Annotated in this window: 19 protein-coding genes; 5 read left to right on the plus strand and 14 right to left on the minus strand. The window is 63.3% G+C overall.

Going from position 1 to position 26645, the window contains the following annotated elements; all coding sequences use genetic code 11:
• Nucleotides 1-262 precede the first annotated feature (262 nt).
• The 10 genes from F8G81_RS20535 to F8G81_RS20580 all read right to left on the minus strand — a co-directional run bounded on the left by F8G81_RS20535 (nt 263) and on the right by F8G81_RS20580 (nt 12797).
• Nucleotides 263-1747, minus strand: a complete 1485-nt coding sequence (locus tag F8G81_RS20535; RefSeq protein ID WP_267276478.1) for an MFS transporter — start codon at nt 1745-1747, stop codon at nt 263-265.
• Between the two features lie 341 nt (nt 1748-2088).
• Entirely contained in the window at nt 2089-3447 is a 1359-nt protein-coding gene (locus F8G81_RS20540) for a flavin monoamine oxidase family protein (protein WP_267276479.1), read from the minus strand.
• A gap of 105 nt (nt 3448-3552) precedes the next feature.
• Nucleotides 3553-4248: a hypothetical protein gene (locus F8G81_RS20545; protein WP_267276480.1), complete on the minus strand. Its 696-nt coding sequence runs from the start codon at nt 4246-4248 to the stop codon at nt 3553-3555.
• Between the two features lie 76 nt (nt 4249-4324).
• Nucleotides 4325-5623 carry an NAD(P)/FAD-dependent oxidoreductase gene (locus F8G81_RS20550; protein ID WP_267276481.1) on the minus strand — a complete coding sequence of 433 codons (1299 nt, stop codon included), beginning with the start codon at nt 5621-5623 and terminating at the stop codon, nt 4325-4327.
• Between the two features lie 5 nt (nt 5624-5628).
• Complete coding sequence (locus F8G81_RS20555; RefSeq protein ID WP_267276482.1) at nt 5629-6003, minus strand: hotdog domain-containing protein; 375 nt, start codon at nt 6001-6003, stop codon at nt 5629-5631.
• The gene (locus F8G81_RS20560; RefSeq protein ID WP_267276483.1) at nt 6000-7664 is read right to left on the minus strand and encodes a flavin-containing monooxygenase; all 1665 of its coding nucleotides are present in this window, start codon (nt 7662-7664) and stop codon (nt 6000-6002) included. The genes F8G81_RS20555 and F8G81_RS20560 overlap by 4 nt, the downstream gene beginning before the upstream one ends.
• A gap of 102 nt (nt 7665-7766) precedes the next feature.
• Nucleotides 7767-9224 carry an aldehyde dehydrogenase family protein gene (locus tag F8G81_RS20565; RefSeq protein WP_267276484.1) on the minus strand — a complete coding sequence of 486 codons (1458 nt, stop codon included), beginning with the start codon at nt 9222-9224 and terminating at the stop codon, nt 7767-7769.
• 48 nt (nt 9225-9272) lie between these two features.
• On the minus strand, nt 9273-10430 hold the full coding sequence (locus tag F8G81_RS20570; RefSeq protein ID WP_267276485.1) for a Zn-dependent alcohol dehydrogenase: 1158 nt from the start codon (nt 10428-10430) through the stop codon (nt 9273-9275).
• On the minus strand, nt 10382-11164 hold the full coding sequence (locus F8G81_RS20575) for an enoyl-CoA hydratase/isomerase family protein (protein WP_267276486.1): 783 nt from the start codon (nt 11162-11164) through the stop codon (nt 10382-10384). The genes F8G81_RS20570 and F8G81_RS20575 overlap by 49 nt, the downstream gene beginning before the upstream one ends.
• A 10-nt stretch (nt 11165-11174) precedes the next feature.
• A complete protein-coding gene (locus F8G81_RS20580) occupies nt 11175-12797 on the minus strand; it encodes a class I adenylate-forming enzyme family protein (protein ID WP_267276487.1) in 1623 nt (540 codons plus the stop codon).
• Nucleotides 12798-13245: 448 nt separating this feature from the next.
• Between F8G81_RS20580 and F8G81_RS20585 the strand changes: the two genes are divergently transcribed.
• Nucleotides 13246-13884, plus strand: coding sequence for a TetR/AcrR family transcriptional regulator (locus F8G81_RS20585; protein WP_267276488.1), 639 nt, complete (start codon nt 13246-13248; stop codon nt 13882-13884).
• A gap of 169 nt (nt 13885-14053) precedes the next feature.
• On the opposite strand, the gene F8G81_RS20590 is transcribed toward F8G81_RS20585, so the two are convergent.
• From F8G81_RS20590 to F8G81_RS20600, 3 genes are read right to left on the minus strand one after another with little or no spacing between them, the layout of a single operon-like run.
• On the minus strand, nt 14054-14881 hold the full coding sequence (locus tag F8G81_RS20590) for a gamma-glutamyl-gamma-aminobutyrate hydrolase family protein (RefSeq protein WP_267276489.1): 828 nt from the start codon (nt 14879-14881) through the stop codon (nt 14054-14056).
• Nucleotides 14878-16230 (minus strand): glutamine synthetase family protein, encoded by a 1353-nt coding sequence (locus F8G81_RS20595; RefSeq protein ID WP_267276490.1) that lies wholly within the window; start codon nt 16228-16230, stop codon nt 14878-14880. Before F8G81_RS20595 ends, F8G81_RS20590 begins: the two co-directional genes overlap by 4 nt.
• Entirely contained in the window at nt 16223-16897 is a 675-nt protein-coding gene (locus F8G81_RS20600) for a hypothetical protein (protein WP_267276491.1), read from the minus strand. Before F8G81_RS20600 ends, F8G81_RS20595 begins: the two co-directional genes overlap by 8 nt.
• Nucleotides 16898-17035: 138 nt before the next feature.
• Here F8G81_RS20600 and F8G81_RS20605 point away from each other — a divergent pair, with 138 nt between their 5' ends.
• Together F8G81_RS20605 and F8G81_RS20610 are read left to right on the plus strand one after the other, a co-directional pair.
• Entirely contained in the window at nt 17036-18019 is a 984-nt protein-coding gene (locus tag F8G81_RS20605; RefSeq protein WP_267276492.1) for an alpha/beta hydrolase, read from the plus strand.
• Nucleotides 18020-18169: 150 nt separating this feature from the next.
• Nucleotides 18170-18448, plus strand: a complete 279-nt coding sequence (locus F8G81_RS20610) for a hypothetical protein (protein ID WP_267276493.1) — start codon at nt 18170-18172, stop codon at nt 18446-18448.
• Between the two features lie 20 nt (nt 18449-18468).
• Here F8G81_RS20610 and metH read toward each other — a convergent pair whose 3' ends face one another.
• Nucleotides 18469-22119, minus strand: coding sequence for a methionine synthase (metH, locus tag F8G81_RS20615; protein ID WP_267276494.1), 3651 nt, complete (start codon nt 22117-22119; stop codon nt 18469-18471).
• Between the two features lie 224 nt (nt 22120-22343).
• Here metH and F8G81_RS20620 point away from each other — a divergent pair, with 224 nt between their 5' ends.
• On the plus strand, nt 22344-23129 hold the full coding sequence (locus tag F8G81_RS20620) for a Hachiman antiphage defense system protein HamA (RefSeq protein WP_267276495.1): 786 nt from the start codon (nt 22344-22346) through the stop codon (nt 23127-23129).
• Nucleotides 23119-26433: a DEAD/DEAH box helicase gene (locus F8G81_RS20625; protein WP_267276496.1), complete on the plus strand. Its 3315-nt coding sequence runs from the start codon at nt 23119-23121 to the stop codon at nt 26431-26433. Before F8G81_RS20620 ends, F8G81_RS20625 begins: the two co-directional genes overlap by 11 nt.
• Nucleotides 26434-26645 lie beyond the last annotated feature (212 nt).

The raw sequence follows: 26645 nt of genomic DNA on the forward strand, positions 1-26645 counted from the left end.
ATCACGAATGTCCCCCGCCGACCGCTCATTCCTTGTCTCTCCCTCTCTGCTCAAGGCAGGAAGCTATCGATACTCATGTTCTTCCCCGGCACAAAGGGAAGCGGTCCCAGGCGACGTAGCCCAAGACCGCTTCCCGCGTTCCTTAACAAAGATGCGTGAAATATCTCGATTGACGGATTCGTCCCGGCGGCCCATGCAGCCGATGCGAAAGCTGCCTGCAATTTAGCAATAGCGATAGTAGCACAAGGAGCGACAGTTATCGTTACACTGCAGTGGCACGAATCGGTGATCTGCGATTGCGGCGGGCAGTACGAGCTCGAGAAACCAGAACGGTGATCAGCACCAGCACAGCGAGGACGCTGGAGGCCCAGTAACCAGTACCGTACAGATTCTCCGTGGCGACATTGATCTCCGTTCCCGGAACCTGGACCACCGTGGCGCTTAGGACACCGGAGACCAGTGCGGTGCCGACGGCGAAGCCAACCGCCATGGCGGTCCCCGCCACGCCCGCCGCCATACCTGCCTTCTCTTCCGGCACCGCAAGCTGCACCATAGTAAAACCGGCCGCATAGCCGATGCTGCACCCAAGTCCTAGGAAGGCAGCGCCCACGAGGTAGTGCCACTGCTGATCATGAGCCAGAGCCAGCCAAGCGAGCCCTGCCGCACAGATTGCCGCACCCACCATCAGCACGGTCCCCCCGTGGCCCCGGGAGACCGGGCGGTCGACGACGACGCTGCCCACCAGGAACATCACTGCGAAGGGCAACATCAGCAGGCCCGTCTGCAGGGCATTGAGTCCGAGACCATAGGCATCCGCTGGGGCGAGGGCCTCCGGAGGGACTTGACTGTAGGTGCTCAGCAGCAGCAGGAACGCAGCATTCACCGATGCGAACAGGGCGATGCAGACGCACGCGGCTGTGACGAAGGGCGACTTCAGCAGGGCGACGTCGAAGACAACCGATTTGGACCGTCGTTCAACCCGCAGCCAGGCAGCCCCACCAATGACTCCGGCGACCAACGGAATCAGCGCTGCATCGCCCCATACCAGACCCTGGGTTAATGCCAACAGGATCATTGCGACCCACGCCACCATCCAGACCGTGCCAAGCACGCCAATACGGCCGGAAGGCTCGGCCGGCGGAGTGTGAGGGATGACGGTGTAGGAAACCAGTGTTGTCATGGCGAAGGCAGCAGTGAGAATCCAGAAGAGGCTGCCCAGCGACAAGTTCTCGACGACCAGGCCGCCGCCGATCATGCCGACGACGATGCCGATTCCGGTGGCGATAACCAGGACCGCGACGCCCACCCGGATGCCGTTCCCGGCGAGGTTGCGGCGGAGGAACCCCAAGGGCAGGAGCTGGGCTGCTCCGCCGAATCCCATGAGCGCGCAACCGACCAACAGCGCGGGGTACGAGTCGCCGAGGGCGGGTACTAGGGCGCCGGTGGTGAGGACCGCAGACGCGATCACGGACGCGTTCCGGTCGCCGTACACGTCGGCGAGTCGCGGTAGCAGGATAAACCCAGCTCCCCCTGCCAAGGTGAGTGCGGTGTAGAGCCAGGTTGTCTCTGAGACCGTGGCAAGGCCGTACTGTGCCTGGATGATCGGCAGTAGCGGCGGCAGAACGAAGATGACCGCGTTGGTCAGTATGACCAGCACAGCCCCGATTCCGATCAGCGGCCCCTTGCGGGGCGTACGCCGATCCTTCAGGTCCCGACCTGGGTGGGTCTTGTCATTGATTTCAGTCATACCGGATTCCTTGCTGTTCTGACCAACGCGGGAAGGCCGGCGCCGGTGGAGGGTAGTCATCGGGGGTGAGGAGATCGATAGGGTCTGCTCATTCACCGACCGGTTGTGATTCATCTCATACGTTAGGTGGAGTAAGTCAATTGATCAAGACCTATGACTGGATTATTTGACCAACTTGATGCTTGCCCGCTGGTTGTGAACATCACGCCCTAGCGGAGCCACGAAATGTAGACCTCTGCACATTCCCTACGGTGCCAAGGGAAGAACCGGCCCGGGGTCGGATAAGTATTCTCATCCCCTGCCAGCTGGTGAAGTGACTGATCACCCCGGACTGTCGTCGTTCATTGTGGCCGGCGCAGGCTCGCCAGTACGGCCTTGGCGGCTCGCTCGCCCGAGGTCGCTGCGTCTGCTAGGGACGGCAGATCGAGCTGATAGTCACCTGCGAGGTAGATAGTTCCGAGCGGATCACGCAACGTTGGAAGCGAGTTCCTTCGCCCGGGTGCCCAGAAGGGCACGACCCGACGGTGTCGCCGCACGATGCCCTCGCCCAGCTTCCCCTCAAGCTCGGGGAACACCGTCAACAGGTCCTTCGTGAATCGTGACACGATCTCCTCGTCAGATAGGTCGAACAACGCGTCGGCCTGGGCGCCACCGGCGAAACAGGCGAGTGCTCCACCCGGCTCACGGTTGCCCCCGTTTCGCATCGCTGCGGCGTGGTTGAACATCGCCTGGAACGACAATTCCGGCGTTGAGACGGCGAAGTAGTCGTCCCAACGCTGCGGCCCGACTTCGTCGGTGAAAAATCCGACTATCACATAACGCCCGTACGTGATGTCGTTGAAAGCGTTCCGGTGCTGCTGCGAGAGGTGCGGGATAATCCGTTCGGCGACATCGCTGGGTGCAGTCACGATCGCGCGCTTCGCTCGCAGCCGTGCCGGACGGTCACCGTCCTGGTAGTCAATGACCACGCCGTCGCCGTCCTGCCGCACAGATTGCACCACCGAGTTCAGCCGGATCCGGCCACCCAGGTCCTGTACCAGTACGTCGGTCAGCGTCTGGTTGCCACCCACCGGCAGCGAGAAGTTCGGGATCTTCTCTGGGTCGGCCAGCGCGAGCCCCACCGACGTGACGAACTGGGTGGCTGCGGTCTCCTCCAACTCGCATCCCATCCACTGCGCCGACCACGACCGGACGAGGTTGTGGGCCAGTTCTGACCGGACGCCTTTGAGCAGGTACGACCCCAGCTTGGTTTCGAGGTTGGCGCGCACCCGTTGTGCGATACTGCTCTGCGACTCGAGGAACGGCATGACCGAGAGAATGCGTGCGCCGACAATGGCCATACCGATACGGTCCATCATGGTCATTCGCGTGCGAAACATCAGTGCGACGGGGTTCGACGTGTCGACCATTCCACCGTTAAGATACAGCGCGATGTTCTTGCCTGCGAGTGAGCCCATCTTGATGCCATGCCGATTAAGGGCTTCGATCAGCGTGCCCGTGCCCTCGGTGAACTGGGTGCCGATGTTTATCCAGTAGTCGCCTTGCCGGACAGTCTCTACTCGTCCGCCGGTGCGATCTGTGGACTCGAGCACAACCACGTCGGTCTCCGGCGACAGTGTGGTAGCCGCTATCAACCCCGCCATTCCTGCGCCGACGACGACCACCTCAACGGTCTCTTCCAGTACTTCCTGCGTTGTCATGATGACTCCTGACTCAAAACTTGTTTAGGGGAAGGTGCGGCGACCCTCGGCACCAATGAGTGACGACGTTCAGGGCCTCGGGGTAAGGGACGACGTCGACGCGGATCATGCCGTAACGCGAGCGCTGCCGCTGACCGCCTGGTCGTCGACGCGATTGTTATAGGCGTCGAACACCCGGTAAGCGCGGTAGTACGCGAACATCTGCAGGCCCCATGTGGACAGCGCAAAGATGTAGAAGATCGTGCGCTCCGCGTCGTCGCCCGGGATGTGGACGAAGTCGTACGTCGCGGCGATGACGAATCCGCAGGCCGTGGCAACGGCGGCCAACGCAGCGTGACCGCGCTCATTGATATCCCAGAGGCGCTTGACGAAGTAGATCAGGAAGATCGTGGTGAGCACGTTGACCACGATGTAGAAGATCTTGCCGGGGGTGCCGATCTCATCGGCGAACTGGCTGAGGAGCAAGCCGACCACTGTTGCGAAGGCGAACACGCCGACATCCACCTTCGCGGATGGCTTGTACCGGTGGGTGACCTTCATCAGTCCGAGGACGAGGATCAGCGTGATGCCGATGGACCGCGAGAAGGCGTCCAGGAAGTATGCGAAGGTGTACATTGGGCTGTCGTGACCAGCTTTGAGGAGGCCGTAGATCAGGAAGTTGGTACCTGATGTTGCAACGACGATCCATTCGATGCCCAGCAGGTAGTTCTTGTGGTTTCGGATGAATTTGATCCCGTAGGTGAATCCTACGGCGATCATCCAGACGTCCGCGACCGCGAAAAGCAGCTCTCGGATAGACATTGTTTTCTCCTTGGATGGTTAGTTCAGCCGATCGGCTGGGCGTCGAAGAAGCCGAGCAGAATGCTGGGGGCGCTAGTCATTTTGTGAAGGCTGCCAAGCGGTCGGACGCGCGGTCGGCAAGCCAGGCCGCGTACAGTGCGGGGCCGCCGACGAAACTGCGCGAGAAGCGCTTTCGGCCGTGCCAGATTGGGGCAAGGTCGTCGTGCAGCGGTGCGCCGGCGATCCGGTCCGCCAGCAGATGGCCCACGTATTGTGCCTGGGCGAATCCGTGGCCGTTGCAGGCGAGGGAGTACAGCACGTTGTCGGAGGCCTCGCCGGCCACGGGGAGCCACGTGGAGCTCATGCCAATCCACCCTCCCCAGGCTTTCTGCGGCTTAACGTCGCGCAGAGCAGGGAAGCGCTCGCGGAAACCGCGGACCAGGTCATCAGCGATGTTTCGCGCCGGAGTGCGGTCAGGCAGTGGACTCCGGCCGGTCTGCACGCGGCGGGTGCCGAAGACGATGGTGCCCCGCGGCGTGACGCGGTAGCTCTCGATGATCATGTGCAGGGTAACCATCGGGGCGCGGCTGGTCCAGCCGATCTCGTCAAGCCGCGCTGGTGCGACGGGTTCTGTCTCAACCAGGGAGGTCCACACCGGCGTCACGAGGTTCTTCGGCACGATGGAAAGACCAGCGCTGTCGGCGTTGGTCGTCAGCAGCGCCTTGCGAGCCCGCACCCTTCCATTCGGTGTCTCAACGGTGACACCGCCGCCAGCGTCCGTTACGTCCAGGGCAGGGGTGTGCTCGTAGACGCGCACCCCTGACGCGAGGGTTGCAGCCCGCAGGCCGAGAACGAACTCGCCCGGGTTGAGCGTGCCACCAACGCCCTCGCGCACTCCGCCCAGGAAGCCTTCCGGAAGGCCCGCTTCTCGGCCCTCGACGAATTTGGCAGACGAGCCGGCGGCGGCCATCACCTTCGCGTTGCGGCGCGCGTGCCCCAGCTGCCCCTTGGACACTGCGGCCATCACGATTCCTTCCTGCTGGTAGCCGCAGTCGATCTCGTGGTGGCTGATGGCGTCACCGGCGAAGTGCACCGCGTTTTCGGCGAACTTGTACAGCCTGCGCAGCCTCTCGGGCTTGAGCATTAGGCCCAGCAGCTCGGGATCGGCGGCGATCGAGTTCGTGATGTAGCCGGCGTTGCGGGAGCTGGCGCCCCAGCCGAGGGTCTGCGCCTCGAGGAGCACCACGTCAACGCCCTTTTCGATGAGACGGAGCGCGGCCGACATCCCGCCCCCGCCCCCGCCGATCACGACGACATCGCAGTCGATGTCACCCGTCAGAGGCTGTTCTGCGATGGCGGGCGGTTCTGCCCAACCCGTTTCGTGGATCAGTTTCATTGTCACTACTCCTTCTCGACTGCAGGGATGACCGCGGTGCCGCGAGCACGCACCGCCACCAAGGGAGGCTCCAGGACTTGGGATCGGCCGGTGCCGTCGGAGGCCCGGCAGATGACGCGGAGCTCGAAGTCAACCGTGCGGCTGCGGTTGCCCTTCTTCACGAGCTTGGCCTCGGCCTCTACGACATCGCCGCCGCGGATGGCAGCGAGGAACTCGACAGACGAGTAACCGGCGAACAGGCCCTCGTGGCCGTCCTGCTCGATTGAAAGGTTCGTCCCGACGTCACCAAAGAGTTTCAGCGCGAAGGCGCCGTCGACCAGATTGCCCGCATAGTGCGCGTCGGAGAAAGCAACGTAGCGCCGATGGACTGCTTTGCTCATGAGATCTCCTGATGGATGGGGCCGAGGTGACGGGCACTTGCCTCGCCGTCAATCTGGACGCCGGGGTAGCCTCGCCTGGCGATCTCGGTGCACATCCGCCGGTACTTGCCGACACCGCCCAGATAGCCCATGAACGTGTTCGGCTTGCCCTCGATGTTGGAGCCGCGGTACCAGGAATCGGTAGTGGCATACAGGGTGGCGGCCACGGTCTCCTCCGAGATGTCCACCCAGTCGTTCTGCCCCTCGGCGGTGGCTTCAATCAGGGTCGCGCCGCAGTCACGGGCGTACTCGATGAGGTCGGCGATCCAGTCCACTGCCTGCTCGATAGTCACTACCACGTTGCTCGCCAGCGCAGGGCTTTGCGGGCCAGCAACCATGAAGAAGTTGGGGAGGTCCGCGGTCATGATTCCGAGGTACGTGCGGACACCGTCGTGCCAGGCGTCCTGCAGCTTCTGGCCGGACGCGCCGGTGAGATTGAGCCCGTACAACGGGCCAGTGAAGGCGTCGAAACCGATGGCGAGCACCACGGCGTCCGCCTCGTACGTCCCGTTGGAGGTGACGATCGCATTCGCCGTCATAGTCTCGATCGGCTCGTCGCGCAACGACACTAGTGACACGTTGGGCCGGTTGAAGGTCTCGTAGTAATCGGTTCCGAAGCAGCTGCGCTTGGCACCCAGAGGGTGGTATTTGGGCACCAGGAGCTCGGCGGTGGCCGGATCCTTGACGATCTCACGGATCTTGTTGTGGATGAATTCCGACGCCGTCCGGTTCGCTTCGACGTCGGTGAGCAGGTCGGTGAACTCTGCGCCGACGCCGTTGAAACCACTGCGCTCGTAGGCCAGTTCGTAGCGACGCTGACGCTCCTCGGCGGATACATCAAGGGCCTTTTCGGTTGAGGGATGATCGGGGATGCCGCCGAGGGAGTGCCGGCACTCCTCGCGTATCGCATGGTAGTCACCCTTGATGGATTCGACCTGCTCTGGGGAGAGTTCGGTGTTGCGGGCCGGCATCACGTAGTTGGGGGTTCGCTGGAATACCGTAACGTGCTCCGCGACCTCCGCGATCAATGGGATGGCTTGCACACCCGATGATCCGGTTCCGATTACAGCGACCCGCTTGCCGGCGAGGTCGTCGAGTGCGATGTTCCATCGACTGGTGGACACCTGGAGTCCCGTGAAGTTTTTCAGGCCCGGCACGTCGAAGTCTTTGGGGGTGGAGAGCCCGCCGGCGCCCGAGATAAGGTACCGGCTGCGTCGGGTGTCGCCGTTGTCCAGCTGAACCTCCCATAGCCGGTCGGCCGCGTTCCACGTCGCACCGACCACTCGTGTATTGAACGTGAAGTGCTTGCGCAGGTCGAAGCGGTCGGCGACGTGGTTGATGTAGCTGAGGATCTCGGCCTGCGGCGCGAATCGTTGGCTCCACGTCCATTCCTGCTGGAGTGCCTTGTCGAATGAGTACGAGTAGTAGATGCTCTCGACGTCGCAGCGGGCGCCCGGATAGGTGTTCCAGAACCAGGTGCCGCCGACACTGGGTCCGGCCTCGAAGCCTGCGAAGGTCCACCCGGCCGTTGTGAGCCGGTGTGAGAGGTAGAGGCCGGCGTAGCCGGCGCCGACGCCGATGACATCGACGACACCAGTGTGGGAGGTGGAGGGGAAGTTCATTGATATTTCCGCTTTCGCTAGTGATCATCTGATTTAGTCAAATGATCCAGTTCAAGTAGACCAGTGGTCCGGGTCACAGTCAAGGGGTGTCTTTGGGGGTAGCTAGATAGGGAGGTCGGGAGAATCGACGCCGACCACACGGTCGCCGCAGAATACCCGGACCGCCTCACCAGGGGCGTGGCCACCGATTCCGGAAGCGCCCCAGAAGCTCTGGGCCGAACCTTCGCCGAGATCCGCGATCTTGGCACCGTTCACGCGGACCTCGCCCGACAACACCCGGGATCCGATACCTATGGCGCGCTCCAGGTCGCCACCAAACACGTACGCGTCGAGGCCTGACGGGTTGGCATTGGCCGCGCGCAGTGCGTCCTCGTTGGACTCCACGGAATGGACGCTGACGAGCGGCCCGAACAATTCGGCGGTCGCCACCGACGCGTCGACTCCCGAAGCCACAGTGGGCGAAAGGAAGAACCCGTCGAGCGCGGGGAGCTCCGCGGGCTGATGGATGGTCGCGCCGTGGGCCCGCAGGGCTTCGATCCGGCTCCGCAGCGTGGCGAAATGCGGGGCGTTCGAGATGGGTCCCAGTTGCGTGTCCTCGTCAAGCGAGTGCCCGATATCGACCTGAGAGATGCGGTCGGTCAGCGCGTCCAGGAGCGGCTTTACGAGCTTCTTGTGCGCCAGCACCTTCCCGGGGCCCTCACACCACTGACCGTTGAGCTTCGTCATCCCCTCGAAGATTGCGTCGGCGGCGACGTCAATGTCGGCGTCATCCAGCACGAGGGCCGGGTTGTTGCCGCCGAGCTCGAGCTGGAGCACCTTGAAGTCCTCCGCTGCCGCCCGGGCGATCGCGCGTCCGGCATTCGGGCCGCCTGTGAACGCGACGATCTTCACGCGATGATCGCCTGTGATCATTGCGCCCACGTCGCCGGCCCCGTGGACGAGCTGCAACGCACCGTCAGGCAGCCCGGCCTGGACGAAGCAGTCAACGATAATTTGGGCGCTGCTCGGCGCGTGCTCAGAAGGCTTGAGGATGACGGGGCACCCGGCAGCCAGTGCGCTCACCGTCTTCGCGGCGGGGATAAAACTCGGGCCATTCCATGGGGTGAGGACCGCGGCCGGGCCCCACGGGACCTTGTACAGCCGCACATCGCGGCCACCGGCTTCCAGCGCCTTGCGACGCGGGATGGCCCGAAGTTCCGCAGCGGCAGAGCGGATCCTGTGCGGGAGGAATTCTGCGATCCTCCGGGCCCTCGCGATCGGGACGCCGCTGGTGAGGGCATCGGTGCGGGCGATGTCCTCGATCCGGGTCTCGACGAGGGCGGCCGCACGCTCGATGACAGCTGCACGTTCCTCGCTGGCCGCCTCGTCCCAGCCCTCGAAGCTGTACGACCTCTCGGCATGACGCAAGGCGCGCTCCACGTCGTCCGGGCTGGTCGTGACGGCACGGTGGATGGGCTGCCCGGTGTTGGGGTCGAGATTCCAGGCGTCCTGGATCACGCGGCACTCGGACCATTCGTCCGCGATGTAGTTGATCGGCTGCGGCAGTTGTGTGTTTGTCATCTAACGGCCTCCCTCGATGAGTAGGTGTGTGGATGGATTTTGGTGCAGTCAGACGGTGAGGTCGGCGACGATGCGGGTCACTTCGCCCGACTTCATTGCCTCGAAGCCGTCGTTGATCTCGCGGAACGGGATTACGTCGGTGACCATCTCGTCGAGCAGCAGGCGGCCCTGCAGGTACAGACGAGAGAATTGGGTGATGTCCTCGTGTGCCTGGCCCGAGCCCATGTAGGAGCCGATGAGGCGTTTCTCGCCAAAGAAGAAGTCCGACGCCGGGAGGGTGAGGTGGGTGCCGTCCGGTGCGATGCCTACCAGGCATGCGGTACCCCTGCCCCGGAGGACGGACAGCGCTGTGGCCGCGGTACGCGCGGAACCTACCGCCTCAAACGAGTAGTCCACGCCGTCGCCCAGCATCTTCCGGATCTCGGTGGGGACATCGGCCGCGCCGTTTACGACATGCGTGGCACCGTATTTGCGGGCGGCCGCGAGCCGGGCGTCGTCGAGGTCCACGGCGACAATCGCCGAGGCGCCAGCGAGCCGCGCCCCCTGGATGATGGCTGACCCGACACCGCCGCAGCCGATCACGGCCACGGTGGCACCGGGGCGCACCCTGGCGCCGCGGAACACGGCCCCGACGCCGGTGATGATGCAGCAGGAGAGCAGGCAGCCGACGTGCAGCCCCACCCCATCCGGGACCTTCACCAGCGAGTTCTCCCGCATCAGAATGTGGCGGGAGAACGCGCCGATGTCACCGAGCCGCTCGACGGCCTGGCCTCCCGGCAGCTGGAAAGCGGGGCGGAGCCGCTGTCGGATTTGTGCACCGCGTTGGCACTGTGTGGAGTAGCCTGCCTCGCAGTTGCGGCACAACCCACACGAGGGCGTGAGGGCGCCGACGACACGGTCGCCCGGGCGAAACCCGGTTACTGTGGAGCCGACTGATTCGACGATGCCCGCCACCTCGTGCCCAACCACAACGGGCAGATCGGTGTGCACAGTACCGGTCATATAGTGCAGGTCACTGTGGCAAAGGCCCACGTTCGAGACCGCGACGCGGACCTCGTTCGGCTGCGGATCGTCGACGCGGATCTTGGTAAGTACCAGTGGCTCGTTTACGGCGGTGAGTAGTGCTGCTTCGGTGGTGATCATCATCGTCTCCGATTTCAATTGCTCGTCGCGGGCGTCGTCGACGCCGCTTTTTTCGATGTCCAAAAGCGCTTTATGCCCTCGGTGAATGCGCCGGACTCCCACGACTCGCGGGCGGCGTTGTCTTCGCGGGTAAATGCGGCCTCGATGTCTTCAGGGCGCGGCCGCAGCAGATCCAGGTGCAGCGCGGTGGTGCGGGGATCGGAGTTCCACTGCCTGAGTACCTCGCCAGCGCGGTCCAGCAGCGCCTCCGGGCCCACGATCTCGTCGAGAAGCCCGATCCGCAGGGCCTCGTCCGCGTTGATCCGTTCCGAGCCCAGGATGATTCGCATGGCGTGGTTGCGTACCAGACGGCCCATGAGGAAGCTCGAGGCGTTCGAAATGATGATCCCGCGGTGGTTCTCCGGCTGGTAATACTCGGCGTTTGGGGTGCCTATCCGGAAGTCGCAGGACAGGGTGACCTCCGAGGCTCCGCCCACCGCGATGCCGTTTACTGCCGCAACGACGGGGACTTTCGTTTCAAGAATGGCCCGGGTGATGTCGTGGAAGCTGGCGAAGGCCTCGCGGACCTCGTCATACGAGCTCGGCACAGTCTGCAGGTCTTCGCCGGAGGAGAAGGCCCGACCTGTTCCCGTGAGTACGATCCCGCGGACGAGTTCACCCGCTCCGATCCGGCGGATCGTCTGAGCGAGCTCCACCCGGGTGAGCGCGTCCATTGCGTTTAGTTTCTCCGGGCGGTTCAGCGTGAGCACCGCCACGTCATGATCGATCTGCACATTCAGGTGGTCGTTGTCTGTCATGTCTTGCTCCTCAGTTGCCGCTGCCGACGGCTCGCGGCGGCTGCAGGTCGTAGGTGATGCCCGGATGCTCGGCGGAGCGGGCCTTGAGGGCTGGCTTCGACACGCGCTCCGATGGGGTACGCGGGAAATCGGCGACGAACTCGACGTAGCGTGGAACCTTGAAGCGCGCCAGCTCTGTTCGCGCGGCGTCGATGATTCGCTCTGCGGTCGCACGGGTTTCCTCAACGCCAGGGGCGAGCTGCACGACGGCTTTGACCTCCTCGCCGAACAGCTCGTCCGGAACGCCAATCACCGCCGCAGCGACGACGATGGCATTGCGCTCGAGGACGCGTTCGACCTCGGCGCTTGCGATGTTCTCCCCGCCGCGTCGGACCATGTCCTTGATTCGTCCTACCAGTCGGTAGCCGTCCGCCTCACGGACCGCGACATCACCAGTGTGCAGCCAGCCATCGCGGAAAACCTTCGCAGTGTCTTCCGGGCGGTTCCAGTAGCCGAGCATCATCGGCTTCCCCGATGTGATCAGCTCGCCGGGTTCTCCCACCGCAACTTCCCGGCCAGCCGGGTCGACCACCCGGATCTGCTTTGTGGGAACGGGCTGCCCCAGCCGTCCGCTGCCAACATCGCCCATGTTCTCGGGAAGGCTGATAAGATCCGCCCCGCTTTCGGTCATTCCGAAGATCTCCCGCCACGGTGCTCCCCAACGCTGTTCGAGCTGTGCGTGCAGCGCAACGGGGATTGCCGAACACAGCACTAGTCGCAAGTCGTTGTCCCGGTCCTCCGGGCTCGGCGCCTGCTTGAACAGAAGCGTGGGCATTGAGCCGAGCACGTAGCAGAACGTCGCCTGGTGTCGGCGGACCTCCGCCATGAAACCCGAGGCGGAGAACCGAGGTAGCACCACCAACGTCGCGCCGATCGTGAGGCACAAGGAGGTGTTCCACTGCGGATCCATGTACGAGAACGGCTGTGCGGTAAGTAGCACGTCATCCCGCCCGAGGCCTGCCGCGCTCGCGCAGATCCACCCCAGTCGGACCCAATAGTCGTGGTTCAGCATGCACGCCTTCGGAAATCCGGTGGTCCCCGAGGTGTACTGGAGGTTGGCGAGCGTCTCACCCGAGATGGCGACGGCGGGTGTGTCCGCCGGATACTGCGCGAGCTCACCGGGCGACGCGCCTTCAACGATCTGGATGTCCCCCAGATCACCATTTGCTGCGCGCACCTCTTCGACAAGGGGGGTGTGATCGGTGTCAGTGAACATTACCCGCGCGCCGGAGTCTCGGAGCACAAATTCCAGGTCGGCGCGCTGATACGACGAGTTCACCGGCACTGCAACGCCGCCGGCCTTGAGGATCGCAAGCCAAGCGACCGGCCATTGGACCACATTGGGCAGCATGATTGCGACGCGATCGCCAACGCTAATCCCGTTCTCAAAGATCAGGCGCTGTGCGAGACGAGACGTCCAGTCCTCGATCTCGCCGAAGGTCCAGGATCCTTCTGAGAACCGGAGAAACTCACGGTCGGGACAGGTGAGCGCCTGGTTGGCCAGCAGGCCGAGGAGGGTATCGATCGGTGGGTCTATAGCCATCCGATCGACTGCCATCGCGCGTTGCCGGTGTGCTGATTCGACTTCTGTCATGTGGTCCTCTTCGAATGTCTTAGGCGGCAGTGGGTTGGCCGTCCTGGATCGTCGGGCGGTCGTCGCGCTGCAGCAGAACCATGGGGTCGAACATCCGACCTCGGGCCTCGGGCGCAGCCGACGTAGCGCCTCGAGAGCCATCGAGCTTAGGTTGGAGCTCCTGGGAAAACCTGCGGAGCTCTCGTCAACACTGCAGGTTAGGAAGCTGTTGTCCGCCGGCAGCATGGGTCCCTGCAGATCTCGTCCCCGCCGCTCGTAGCTACCGCCGTCACCACTTCGGGAATGTGATTTCAGTCATGACAATACCCCTTCATGGTCAATTGATCAAGGCAAATGACCATGAAGGATGTGCTCGATGAATTGCTGCGCCCTGTCGCTCGCGGTCGGGGGCTGGTAGCGTTTGGATTGACTCAATCAGTCGTCCGTCCATGACCGCCAGGAGGAACCCATGACTCGCATTCCCGCCGTAGAACGTCGCGCGGAACTGGTGGCGGCGGCTGTGCGCATGATCGCCGCCCACGGAGTGGAGGGAGCCACTACGCGTCGCATCGCCCAGGAGGCGAACGCCCCGTTAGCCACGCTGCACTACTGTTTCGCCAGCAAGGAAATGCTGTTCGCGGCAGTCTTCGAATACGTAGCTGGGCAGTATCGTGAGGTATTGACGCGAAACGCTGTCCGTGGCGACGTCGAGACCACCGCGCGCGAACTGTTGCGCGGCCTGCTGGAATGGTACGTTGCAAATCCTGACGTCGGCCCGGCTATCGTCGAGCTGATCAGCTGGGGCCAGCGTCAGGAGGACAAGCAGGCCGAGCTGGTGTACAACGAGGCATTCGAGACCATGCGGCCGATCCTCCTGAACGCCGCGTCCTCTGCCGGCCAGTCGGTCGACCCTAGTACCATCGACGATCTGATCTATATCGTTTCCACATTGTCCGACGGATTCGCGCTGAACTGGCTAGTGTTCACCGACCGCGCAGCGGCGCTGCCACAGATCGAGCTCACCCTCGGCGTGCTCAACGCCTGGATGTCCGCGAACCTTGGCGATTCGTCTGAGCGTGGGGCCCGGGCTTCAAGGGCCTCAGCTTAAGGAAATCATGCTTCCGCTCGTGTCCCCGGATGAGCCCGGGTGGATACCGCGCTGACAAGAAAGACAGCTGTGACCGCCACCCTTGGTGGCAGTCACAGTCTTGAAGATCCTGCCGGAACCGCTGGCGCCTCTCTACGATTCAGCACGGCGAACATCGCCGCTGCGTCGACTAACCGTGCAGGTTGTCGCGTTCCGCCTCATGGTCATGCGGCGGAACGCAACTCCCTATCCGGCGGTTCCCCTCGATGACGATCCAGCTCAACGCCGGATCGTCGCGCTCCATCCATTCTGGATGCCACTGGACGCCGAGCACCGCGGCCCCGGGCAGCTCTACCGATTCGACGACGCCGTCCCCCGCGCGCCCCGTGACCACCAGGCCCGTTCCGCAGCTGTCGACCGCCTGGTGGTGCCACGAGTTGGTCACAGCGCCTGCTCCGAACAGCCGTTCCGCGAGCGAGCCAGGCACGAACGTCACCTTGTGATCGTCGGCCCCGTCGAACGGCGCGGCCGAACCTGAAAGGTGCTCGACGGAGCCGTGCGGAAGGTCAGCGATCAGCGTGCCGCCCAAAGCGACGTTCAGGATCTGCAGGCCCCGGCACACCCCGAGGACTGGGATGCCCCTGGCGAGTGCGGCACGCACAAGCGCGATCTCGTACTCGTCCCGAGTTGCGTCGTGGACCATCGGATTATCGCGCGGATTCACGTCGCGGACCACCGACAGATCGCCACCCCAGCATGCGGGATGAACATCCTGGCCTCCGGTGATGACCACGCCCGAGAGCCAGTGGCAGAGTGCCTCCGGGTCGGCGTCATAGGGCAGATCCACCGGAATTCCCCCAGCCCTGGCGATCCGGTCTGAGAAGTCGGACATGAAGGCGTCAGCGAACAGATGACCGTAGCGCTGGTCCATTCCGTCGACCAGGCCCAGCCGAAACCGTCGGCCGGTGACGCCGATGAGTGGCCGGATGGTGCCCGTCGTCGTGCTGCATGAGCTCACGGGAACTCAAAGTATCGTGTCGACTCCCATTCCGAGAGCTCGGCGAACGGATCGCCGCCAGCGGTGTGAAACTGCATCCACTCCCACCGGCGCGTACCCACCCAGTAGTCGACGAACTCATCGCCGAGTTGTTCACGCAGGATCGGGTCCGCTTCCAGAGCAGCGGCTGCCTTGGTGATGGTATCCGGCAAGCGCTCGAGGTCGGGCGCACACCAGGCCATATCGCTAACTGGCTGGGGAGGCTCAATCGAGCCGTCCAAGCCGGCGCACACTCCGGCGAGAATGGCAGCAACCGCGAGGTACAGGTTTGCGTCCGCTCCAGGAACTCGGTACTCGAGCCGCGAGTATTCCGGGTGCCCGCATACGGCCCGCACCGCGGTGGTCTTGTTGCTGATGCCCCACGTGACCGTCGTCGGCGGGCCGCTCAGATCGACCAGACGGCGGTACGAGGTGATCTGCGGGAGCACAATCGAAGTCGCACCCTGCATCGTTGCTAGGAGCCCGCCAATTGCGTGCCGCATCGTTGACGAGGGCCCGTCCTCGGCGTAGAACGCATTCACCCCGTCGCGCTGCAAGGACAGGTTTACGTGCGAGGCCTGGCCGTATCCGGCAGTCGGCTTGGCCATGAAGGTCACGGTGTGACCGAGTTCGAAGGCCACCTCGCGCATTACCTGCCGGGTGCGAGCCCAGGCATCGCAGACCAAGATCGGGTCACCGGGGGTTAGGTTGAGTTCAACCTGACCAGCTGCGTCCTCGTCGCTCCACGCCTCCCACTCGATGCCGATCTCGTCAAGGCGACGGGAAACGGCCGACATATAGTCGATCCAGTCCTTGGATTTCGCGAGGTGGTACGCGGTTCCGGCAGAGCCGCCAAGCGGGGTGAGGTCGCGATATCCCTTGGCGCGGGCCTCGTGGATGGACTCTTGGAATAGTGTCGCCTCGATCTCGACGGCTACAGTGGCCGTAAAACCGAGGCTTCCGACTCGCTCAACCAGTTTTCGGGCCAGGTTACGTGGACAAATTCCGACCGGGGTGCCGTCCGCTTGCCAGTAGTCACCGATCACGGACTGCAGGCCAGGTTCCCACTGCACCAGCGTCGACATATCGGGCCGGAACTGGACGTCGGCCAGGTGCCCACGCCAGTCGGGGTAGGCAAATCCGAAGGTGGGGACATTGCCTAGGTCCAGGCCGAACAGGAGATCGGCGAACGCAAAGCCCGAGCCTGCGTTCGCCGCAAACTTCTTGGGGGCGAGGTTCTTGCCGAGAAATGAGCCCTCGTGATTGGTGGCCTCGAGCCGAACTGTGTGGACGGCGTCCTGGTCCATCGAAGTGGTGGTGATTTCAGACATTGTAACGAACCTTCCAGGATGCGCCGACCATGACCGACAGCTGAGAGAGCGTTCCGCGTACGCCGATCAGCCCGGTGGAGAGGGCGGCGATCAGGTCGTCGGCGCCCGAGAAGATACCAGCCAGTCCGTCAGGAGAACCAGCAATTATATACTGCGTATCGCCCTCGCCAACGACCAGCTCAGACAGCCCGTCGGGGCCGTGCGCGATAGCCACGAGTACGTCGGGGATCCCCGGTACCGCTCGCGCTGCGGCCCAGAAGGTCTCGGCGGCGACCTGCCAGTCGGGCAGCGGCGGGGACAGCAGTGCCAGCGCGGTGGCAGCGAGGTCGCCGTGACCTTCGCCAACAACAGGCGCGCCGGACAGGGCGAACCGCCCGTTCAGGTCGACGACCAGGGTTACGTCAGGGTCGACGAGTACACCGCTCGATACCGCAACGACCCCGTTCGAGATGTTAACTGTCGCAGCCTGTGGGGTGTCGTGCGAGCGGACAGCGAAACTGCCATCCACCGCCTCCACGATGGAGTCTGCACGGTTCGCACGGATGGAATCGGCAATCGTGCGGCCGACCAGCCGGACGATCGGACTAGCATCGTCCTCAATCCGTATGTCGACCCCGCCGACCGGATCGGCCTCGCGTGTCGCGTGGCCGATTGTCGTTTCGGTCATCCTCTTGTCCTTTCGTTTCAACGAGACCCTGCGCGCGGTAGGCGTCAGCAGCGGATCCCAAGGGAAGCATGAGTTCATAGTCGTTCGACCGACTTGATCATGTGATTATGATGGTGAGGTACAGATCACTTTTTGTCAATGACTGCGAAGGTAACCGAGATGGACGACAACGCCCCCAAGTGGTGGAATCTGCTCGACGAGGATGCCAGGGCTGCCGCCCGGATGATTAACCATGTCCTGCCCAAACCCCTCCATGAGCTGGGAGCGGAGCAGGCGCGGATGCTCCTGGATACAGCTCCATCCATCGAGCCGATCACACCGCTTGCCCAAGTCGAACAATTGACCGTGCCGACCCGCGCGGGTACGATCCGGGCTCGCTTGTACCGCGCGAACGACGCTCAAGACGGCGGCAGGCCCGCCGTCGTCTATCTGCATGGCGGAGGTTTCGTCCTTGGAACTATGGACGGAGCAGACGAGCTGTGCCGTGCGATTGCCGCCGGATCCGGATGGACGGTCGTGTCCCTGGATTACCGCCTGGCTCCGGAAAACCCGTACCCGGCGGCACTTGAAGACTGCCTCGACGCCTACGCATGGCTGACCGGAAAGGCACCGGAACTCGGTATTGATCCGGAACGGGTCGCTGTGGGGGGTGACTCTGCCGGTGGCAACCTCGCCGCTGCCCTCTGCCTCCATCGACGCGACGAGGGCAGCCCCCTGCCCGTGACTCAAGTGCTCGCATACCCTGCGGTCGATGGGACATTTTCCATGCCGTCGTGGTCGGAATTCGCCGATGCACCGCTGTTGAGTACCGCGGACGCGCGCTGGTTCTGGAACCTATACGTCGGCCCGGGACACCGGGCGGACGATCATCTCGCGGCTCCTATGCGCGCCAAGTCACTGTGCGGCCTGCCGCCGGCACTGATCCTGACTGCGGAGGTTGACCCTATCCGAGACGACGCCGAGGCGTATGCAGCACGGCTGCGGCATGACGGCGTCCCCGTCTCGCTAACCAGGTATGCCGGCGTATTTCACGGTTTCATCACTGAGATCGGCGCGTTCGTGCAGGCAAAATGGGCGGTCGAAGAAGTCTGCCTCCACCTGCGGGAGGTCTCCCGGGCATAGCACAGGTGAACGCGCAGGCCGCGCATGGCCTAGGCAAGGCATGAGCTGCGCGCAGCTCATCAACTATTCGCAACGATTACGGCGCCTCACCGCCGGCTCACTGAACAACCTAGAACTGCCACATCAGTTTGTGTGCATTGAGGAGTATGAATGGACCTGCATCTGCAATCAGATTGGCAACGCGCCCTGGGGCAGCGGGTAGAAATCTGGAAAGACGGGAGATTTGTCCGTAAAGGAACAGTCGAGGCTGTCATGGCCGACAACTCGCTGCTTTGGATTTCAGCGGAAGGCACCAGTTCGAGACAGATGGTTCCCCGATATGACGGATACCAGGTATTTGCGCATTTCCTGCCTGAGTCATCCGAGAAAACCACTAAACTTCCGGCCGAGTCCTGCAACGGGACCGCTCTCCTGCCGAAATCGCTATAAGACGGTTTTCAGACCCCGCGTCACACCTTGAAGTACTTCGCCTCCGGGTGGTGGAACACGAACGCGTCGGTGGACTGCTCGGGGTGCAGCATCAGCTCATCGCTCAGGATCACGCCCATCCGCTCGGGTTTCAGCAGCTCGGTCACCTTGCGGCGGTCCTCCATGTCCGGGCACGCGGGGTAGCCGAGCGAGAAGCGGGCACCGCGGTAGTCGAGCTTGAAGTACCCGGCCTTGTCCTTGGGCTCCTCGGCTGCGAAACCCAGCTCGGTGCGTATACGGGCATGCCAGAACTCCGCGAGTGCCTCGGTGAGCTGCATGACCAGGCCGTTGAGCTCGTAGTAGTCGCGGTACTGATTCGCGGCGAACATCTTGGACGTGAACTCCTCGATCGCTGAACCGGCGGTGACCAGCTGGATGGGCAGGACGTCGATCTGGCCAGATTCGCGTGAGCGCACGAAGTCGGCGAGGCACAGGTGCCGGTCCCGGCGCTGGCGCGGGAAGTCGAACCGCAGACGCTCGGTGCCGATCGGACCGCCTGAACCACCATCGGGGGCGAGCAGTCCCGCGGTCCCGAGGACGCCGTCGTGATCTTCTCCGTGATGCAGCACCACCACCTGCTCACCCTCGGAGACCACCGGGAAATAGCCGTACGCGACGGACGCGTCAAGCATGCCCTCGGCGAGGATGCGGTCCAGCCAGTACCGCAGGCGCGGCCGGCCTTCGAGTTCCACCAGTTCTTCGTAGGAGGCGCCGTCGTCGCCGCGGCCGGGCTTGAGCCCCCACTGCCCCATGAACGTGGCGCGCTCGTCGAGCAAAGCCGCGTAGTCGTGCAGCGCCACGCCGCGCACGATGCGCGTGCCCCAGAACGGCGGCGCGGGTACGTGGTTGTCGGCGACGACGTCGGAACGCCCGGGCATCGCCTCCGGCTCGGTCACCGTGAACTTCGCGCCGCCCTTGTGGATGCGCTTCTTCAGAGGCGGAAGGCCGACGTCGTCCGGCGACTCGCCGCGGGCAACGCGGACCAGCGGTTCCATGAGTGAGAGGCCCTCGAAGGCGTCCTTGGCGTATCGCACCACGCCATCAAACTGCTCCGCCAGGTCCTGCTCCACGTAGGCACGGGTCAGGGCTGCACCGCCGAGGATGATGGGCCACTTCTTCGCCAAGCCACGGGACTGCAGCTCGGCGAGGTTCTCCTTCATCACCACGGTGGACTTCACCAGCAGGCCGGACATGCCGATCACGTCGGCGTTGTGCTCCTCCGCGGCGGCCATGATCTCGGCAATGCCCTGCTTGATGCCGATGTTGATGACTTTGTAGCCGTTGTTGGTGAGGATGATGTCCACCAGGTTCTTGCCGATGTCATGCACGTCGCCGCGCACGGTGGCGATCACCATGGTGCCCTTGCCCGACGAATCCGACTTCTCCATGTGCGGCTCAAGCAGGGCCACGGCGTTCTTCATCACCTCGGCGGACTGCAGCACGAACGGCAGCTGCATCTCGCCGGCGCCGAAGCGCTCGCCCACCACCTTCATGCCCTCGAGCAGGTTGTCGTTGATGATGCCCAGCGGGGTCATTCCCTCGGAGCGCGCCAGGTCGAGGTCCGCTTCCAGGCCCTTGCCCTCGCCGTCGATGATGCGCCGCTCCAGGCGCGCACCGGTGGGCAGCGCCGCGAGTTCCGCCGCGCGCTGGTCCTTGAGTGCTGCGGTGTCGACGCCGGCGAACAGGTCCAGCATGATGGCCAGCGGGTCGTACGTAACGTTGCCGTCGGCGTCGTATTCGCGGCGGTCATAGACGAGGTCCAGTGCCACCTTGCGCTGCTCCTCCGGCAGGGACGCGAGCGGCACGATCTTGGCGGCGTCAATGATGCCGCTGGACAGGCCCGCCTGTGCTGCCTCGTGCAGGAACACCGAGTTCAGGACCATGCGCGCTGCCGGGTTCAGGCCGAAGGACACGTTGGAGACGCCGAGCGTGGTGTTGATGCCGGGGTACTTCGCGGTGATCTGGCGGATGGCCTCGATGGTTTCGATGCCGTCCCGGCGGGTCTCTTCCTGGCCGGTGGCGACCGGGAACGTCAGGCAGTCGACGATGATGTCTTCTACCCGCATCCCCCATTCGCCCATCAGGGCGTCAACGAGACGGGATGCGATGGCCACCTTGCCTTCGGTGGTGCGTGCCTGGCCCTCTTCGTTAATGGTCAGGGCGATCACGGCGGTCCCGTGTTCCTTCACGAGCGGCATGATGCGCGCGAAGCGGCTGGTGGGGCCGTCGCCGTCCTCGTAGTTGACGGAGTTGACCACCGGGCGGCCGCCGATGAGTTCGAGCCCGGCCTGAAGCACGGCCGGCTCGGTGGAGTCCATGACGAGCGGGAGCGTGGAGGCCGACGCGAAACGCGAGACGATCTCCTTCATGTCGGCCACGCCGTCGCGCCCCACGTAGTCGATGCACACGTCCAGCAGGTGCGCGCCAACGCGGACCTGCTCGCGGGCAATATCAACGCAGTCGTCCCAGCGCTCTTCGAGCATCGCCTGGCGGAACGCCTTGGAACCGTTCGCGTTGGTGCGCTCACCGATGGCGAGGTAGGAGAGTTCCTGGTCGAAATTCACGTGGTGGTAGAGGGACGCGATGCCCGCTTCCCGTTCGGTGGGAACGCGGCTGCCGTCGGCGCCCCGCCCGCCGCTGGCGACCGAGGCGCCGTTGCGGAAGGGGGCAAGACGTTCGACGACGGCGGCCATGTGCTCCGGCGTCGTACCGCAGCAGCCGCCCACCAGGCCCAGACCGAATTCGCGCACGAACTGCTCGTGCGCGGTGGCGAGTTCGGAGGGTGACAGCGGGTAGTGCGCGCCGTTGGGGCCAAGCACCGGCAGGCCGGCGTTGGGCATGCAGGCGATGGCCACGGAGGACTGCTTGGACAGGTGGCGCAGGTGCTCGCTCATCTCATCCGGGCCGGTGGCGCAGTTCAGACCGATGGCGTCGACGCCGAGCGGCTCGAGCGCGGTGAGCGCCGCGCCGATCTCGGATCCCATGAGCATGGTTCCGGTGGTCTCGACGGTCACCTCGACGAAGATGGGGAGCCGGACGCCGCGGGTGACGATGGCCTGCTTGCAGCCGTTGACGGCGGCTTTGGTCTGCAGGAGGTCCTGGCTGGTCTCGATGAGGAAGGCGTCCGCTCCCCCGTCGATGAGGCCCTCGGCCTGCAGGGCGAAGGTCTGCTTGAGGTAGTCGTAGCTGGTGTGCCCGAGGCTGGGGAGCTTGGTGCCCGGCCCCATCGAGCCCAGGACCCACCGCATGCGGCCGTCTGTTTTTTCTGCCGCTTCGGCGCGGTCGCGGGCGATCTCTGCGCCCTTGCGGGCCAGCTCCTCGATGCGGTCGTCGATGCCGTAGTCGGAGAGGTTGGACCAGTTGGCGCCGAAGGTGTTTGTTTCGACGGCGTCGATGCCGGTGGCGAAGTACGCATCGTGGATGTCTGCGAGGACGTCCGGCCGGGTGTGGTTGAGGATCTCGTTGCAGCCTTCGAGCCCCAGGAAGTCCTCCTCGAGCGAGAGTTCCCGGCCCTGCAGCATGGTGCCCATCGCGCCGTCGGCAATGACGACGCGGTGGTTCACGGCGTCCAGCAGCTCCTGCGAACGGGCGGGGCGGGGGACGGAGTCTATATCAAGCGCAAAACGAGGCATCTAAACAGGTTACGTGCGACACGCCGAAACATTGCTTCGTATTTCGATGTGCTACGACGGGGGTGGTGGGGCGGTACCGATCTGGCGCGATCGGGGCCGCGTGCCGTGAACCTTACAGTTAAGTCCCCTTGTCCCATCGAAGCCGGCCAGTAGGGGCGCCTGGGTCGTGTATGAATGGAGAGGTTGTTGGGTGCAGGTTTCGAGCCGGCACGATTTAGGGGTGGATGAGCGTCGTGACCATGTTTGATAGTTGGTGCTCAAACGGTGGGCTGACTCCGATCGCCAGCCAAGCAGTTGGCAAGGTAGTAGGCAAGATCGACTCTCATGACGACGCCACGGGAGTTGAGGTTTTAGCTGCCAAGCTCCCCGATTCTTACGCCGACACAACGGCTCTCGCGTTGATCGCTGAGAAGCATGGAAAGCCTGGGCTGGCGACTTTTCTCCGCCACCGGCTCCCGACAAAGAAAAGCGCTCGATCCGGCGATATGGGTGAGATCCTGGCGACGGCGTATCTCGCCGAGGAGCGCGGTTACGTCGTCGGGCCTAGTCGACTCATCGACCGAGACCACCAAGAGTGGGCGATGCGAGGTGACGACGTGCTGGCCGCCAGGATTCATGACGGCTCAAAGTTGCACATCGTCAAAGCCGAAGCCAAGAGTCGTGTCACCCTCGGTCAAGCCACAGTCAAAGAAGCAAGAGAGGGTCTCGCCCGAAACGACGAAATGCCGTCCCCGCATTCACTATCCCAATTCGCTACCCGTCTACTGAAGACATCTGATCGCAAGATTGGCGAAGCCGTGCTCGACTTGCAGCTAACCGATGGGGTGAGGTCGGATTGCGTAGGTCATTTGATGTTTCTGCTAACGGGCGGCGACCCAAGCGCTCACGTGGGCGCAGATCTCAACGCCTATTCTGGCACGGTCGCCCAGCTGACCGTTACGCTCCGAGTCCAGCATCACCAAAAGTTCATTAACGATTCCTACGACAAGGTTGTCGTCAATGTCCCGTGACGCACAAGCGCTAGCCGCTGCCCTCAACGTCGCAACAGACGCAGGTTTCCGTGGTCGCCTACTGGCCCGCGGACAGGCCCAGTCCATGATTCGCCGGGACGGCGTGCTTCCGAACGGCTCGCCAGAGTTCAGCCCCTTCCTCGACGCCGACCTCGTCAACTATGGCTACGCGCTACTCGCAAACGGACTGGACCTACTTGACGAGTTAGAAGCCGACGGCGACGACGAAACCGACAGTCAAGTCACGGTCGCCCGGCTAGCGTTCATTCAGAGCTCCTATGCACTGGAAGCGGCCACTCGCAACGCCGCGGATGCCTCTGACAAGATGTTTCATCGACTCATCGCGGGTGCGGCTAGCCATCTCGGTGGTTACGCCGCCCGTGCGTTCTCGCTGATGGAAGGGAGCCGGGAATCCGGCCAGTTGACGCCTATGGAGCTCACCCTGGCTGACCTGACAACGCGCAATCTCGGCGCCATCGAGGAGCGAACACGGCTGATGCGCTCTTCCGAAAAAGTCTCGGACGACTCCCTGCTCGCATCCCTCTCCGATGAGGACATGCCTGAGGAGGACGCGCTCGGCCCCATCGCCCTGCTGCTCAGCGAGAACTACCTTTCGGCCGTGTCCTCAGGTCTCTTTGCAATTGAGGTCGGTAAACGCGAACTTCTGGACAACGCGTTGGAGGATATGGCTCTGGGTGAGCGTGCCTCAATGGACGTTAGCGCTCCCGGACCTTGGTGGGTATTCCGGCTCACTCGTTGGATGCTCGGCGACTTGTTCGCTACCAGCATCGACACAAACGTTCCGGTCGACCCGCCAGACGGCGGCGAGGAGGCTCGTTGGCGCTACCTGCGCCGTACTTTTATCGAAAATCTCCTTGCACGAGAACGGTCCGAGATCGATTTGTGGCCGTCACAGCTCCACGTCGTTGACCGAATTTTCGCCGACGCACGCGACCTAGTTGTCGCCCTTCCGACCAGCGCTGGCAAGACTCGCATTGCCGAACTATCTATACTGGCGTGCCTGTCACAGAAGCGGCGTACCGTCTACGTCACCCCGCTTCGGGCTCTCTCTGCCCAGACTGAGCAGGTCCTGACGAAGACATTCAGTCCTCTTGGAGTGCGAGTGTCGTCTCTGTACGGCAGCGCTGGGATCAGCGACGTCGACGACGACGCGTTGCGCTCAAGCGAAATCGTTGTCGCCACCCCGGAGAAGCTGGACTTCGCGCTTCGGTCCGATCCCTCTGTATTGGACGACGTCGGGCTGGTCGTTCTTGACGAGGGTCACATGATTGGTGCGTCTGAGCGCGAGGTGCGCTACGAGGCCCAGATTCAGAGGCTCTTGCGGCGCCCCGATGCTTCTACCCGTCGAATTGTCTGCCTGTCCGCAGTGTTCCCTTCCGGTACAGATTTGGAGGACTTTGTTGCTTGGATCACCGACGACGACCCCAACGGCCTGCATCAGGAGACTTGGCGCCCTACCCTGCAGCGTTTCGGCCTCGTTGAGTGGCTCGGCGACCATGCGCGGCTGGCTATCACCCTCGGGTCCGACCAGCCGTTCATCCCCCGCTACTTCGAGGCAAGTCGGCCGACGGGGAGGCGCAGAAGGGAGTTTCCTGCGACTCAGCGTGAATTGGTAATTGCGACAGCGTGGCGCTTGGTCGAGGAGGGCCAGACTGTTCTCGTCTTCTGCCCGCAGCGCAACTCGGTTGAGCCGTATGCGCGCGAAATTATCGATTTGCACAGGCAAGGCCTCATCACCACCGTCCTGCCTGATCACGTCGACCTGAGCGGAGCGCTCGTTGTGGGAGCCGAGTGGTTCGGTGCCGATCACCCGATTCTGAAGTGCCTTGAGCTCGGCGTTGCAATTCACCACGGAGCGCTTCCGGCGCCGTTCCGTAGGGAAGTGGAGAAGCTCCTCCAGGATGGCAAGTTGAAGGTCACTATCGCCTCGCCGACACTTGCCCAGGGACTCAACCTGTCGGCGTCGGCAGTGCTGTTTCATGGTCTGAAACGCGGCCGCGAATTGATAAAGGGATCCGATTTCTCCAACGTCATCGGTCGTGCCGGGCGCGCGTTCGTCGACACTGAGGGACTGGTGCTCTACCCGATCTTCGAGCCGCGACCCCACGAACGCCAAAATTTACGGCGGGACTGGCTGCAGTTGACGGAAGGTGAGGGAGGTAAGGCGCTCAAGTCAGGACTCATCCAGATCGGCTTTGCGCTGCTCAAGCGCATGTATGCCTCGCGCGGGGCCGGACCCATCGAGCCCTTCCTGGACTACCTGACGGGTGGGCCAGACTGGGGGCTTCCAGTCCTGCAGCAGGAGTCAGCTGCAGACCAGGTGAAAGCCGGGGCCGCGTGGCGATCCAACCTTTCACTGCTTGATATCGGAATTTTCAGCATCATTGGGGACGGCGCTTACGACTCCGACCCGGACGCTGCCACGCAGATACTCGCCGATGCTCTTGTGGACTCGTTATGGGAGCGCCAGCTGCGCCGCGGAGAAAGCGGCGCCGCCGGGGCCGTTCGTGAATTGGTCACGGGTCGGGTACGATATCTATGGCGCACATCCACGCCTTCTCAACGTCGCGGCTGGTATCTCGCTGGGCTGGGAGCCGACGCCGGGGCGAGTCTGTCCGCGATCTCAGAGCATGTGATCGACCTGCTGGGCCAAGTCGAAGTCGACCTCGTCAATGACGATCACGTCGCCGCGTCCGATCGTCTCATCGAGGTCGCTAATGCTGTCTTTAGCCTGGAAACGTTCGCCCCTGAAGTCTTGGTTGATGACTGGAGCGGCGTGCTTCGTTTGTGGGTCCAAGGACTGAGTCTTGCGGACCTCCCTGGGGATCGCGTCGCGATCGCGCGATTCATCGAATCCGGGCTGGTCTATAAATTGGTCTGGGGAATGGAGGCCGCCCGCGTCTTCGAGGCAGCCCAAGGCAATGTCCTGGCCGAGACGTTGAATGGTGCAGCCGTAACCGCAATCGAAACCGGGACTTTCAACTGGTCGGCATCGGTCCTCATCCGTTCCGGATTCGACCATCGACTTGCCGCTGTGAATGCAGTAATCAGCACTGGTGCCGGCTTCAACTCGGCGGCAGACATGCGCCAATGGATAGATGACCTCGACCCCAAATACGAATCGAACGCAACGTGGCCAAGCCGTGAATCTCGGTCGGCCTGGGAGGAGTTTGCGTCGCACGTCCGCCGCCCGAGCCTCCGGCAATGGACGCGTACAAATGAAGACATTGAAGATGTCAGGTGGCATGGAGATGTGCCTGCCCAGAATACTTGCTCCGGGTGACCGTCAGTGACGCGAACACCATCCAAATTTGGACACCTGGCTTTGACCTCTCTAAAGGTATCCGCCTGATGTATCGAGGCCCACGAGACCTCTTCCCCGCCACCAACTCAAGGAGTTAGACGCACTCCCGGTCAGTAGGCAGCACATAGAAGGAACTGCGAAACTTCATTGAGCGGGCCATGTTGCACCAACCGACGAGCGGAAATGTATAA

It is taken from the genome of Arthrobacter sp. CDRTa11, assembly GCF_026427775.1.
In the GTDB taxonomy this organism is placed as follows: Bacteria; Actinomycetota; Actinomycetes; order Actinomycetales; family Micrococcaceae; genus Arthrobacter.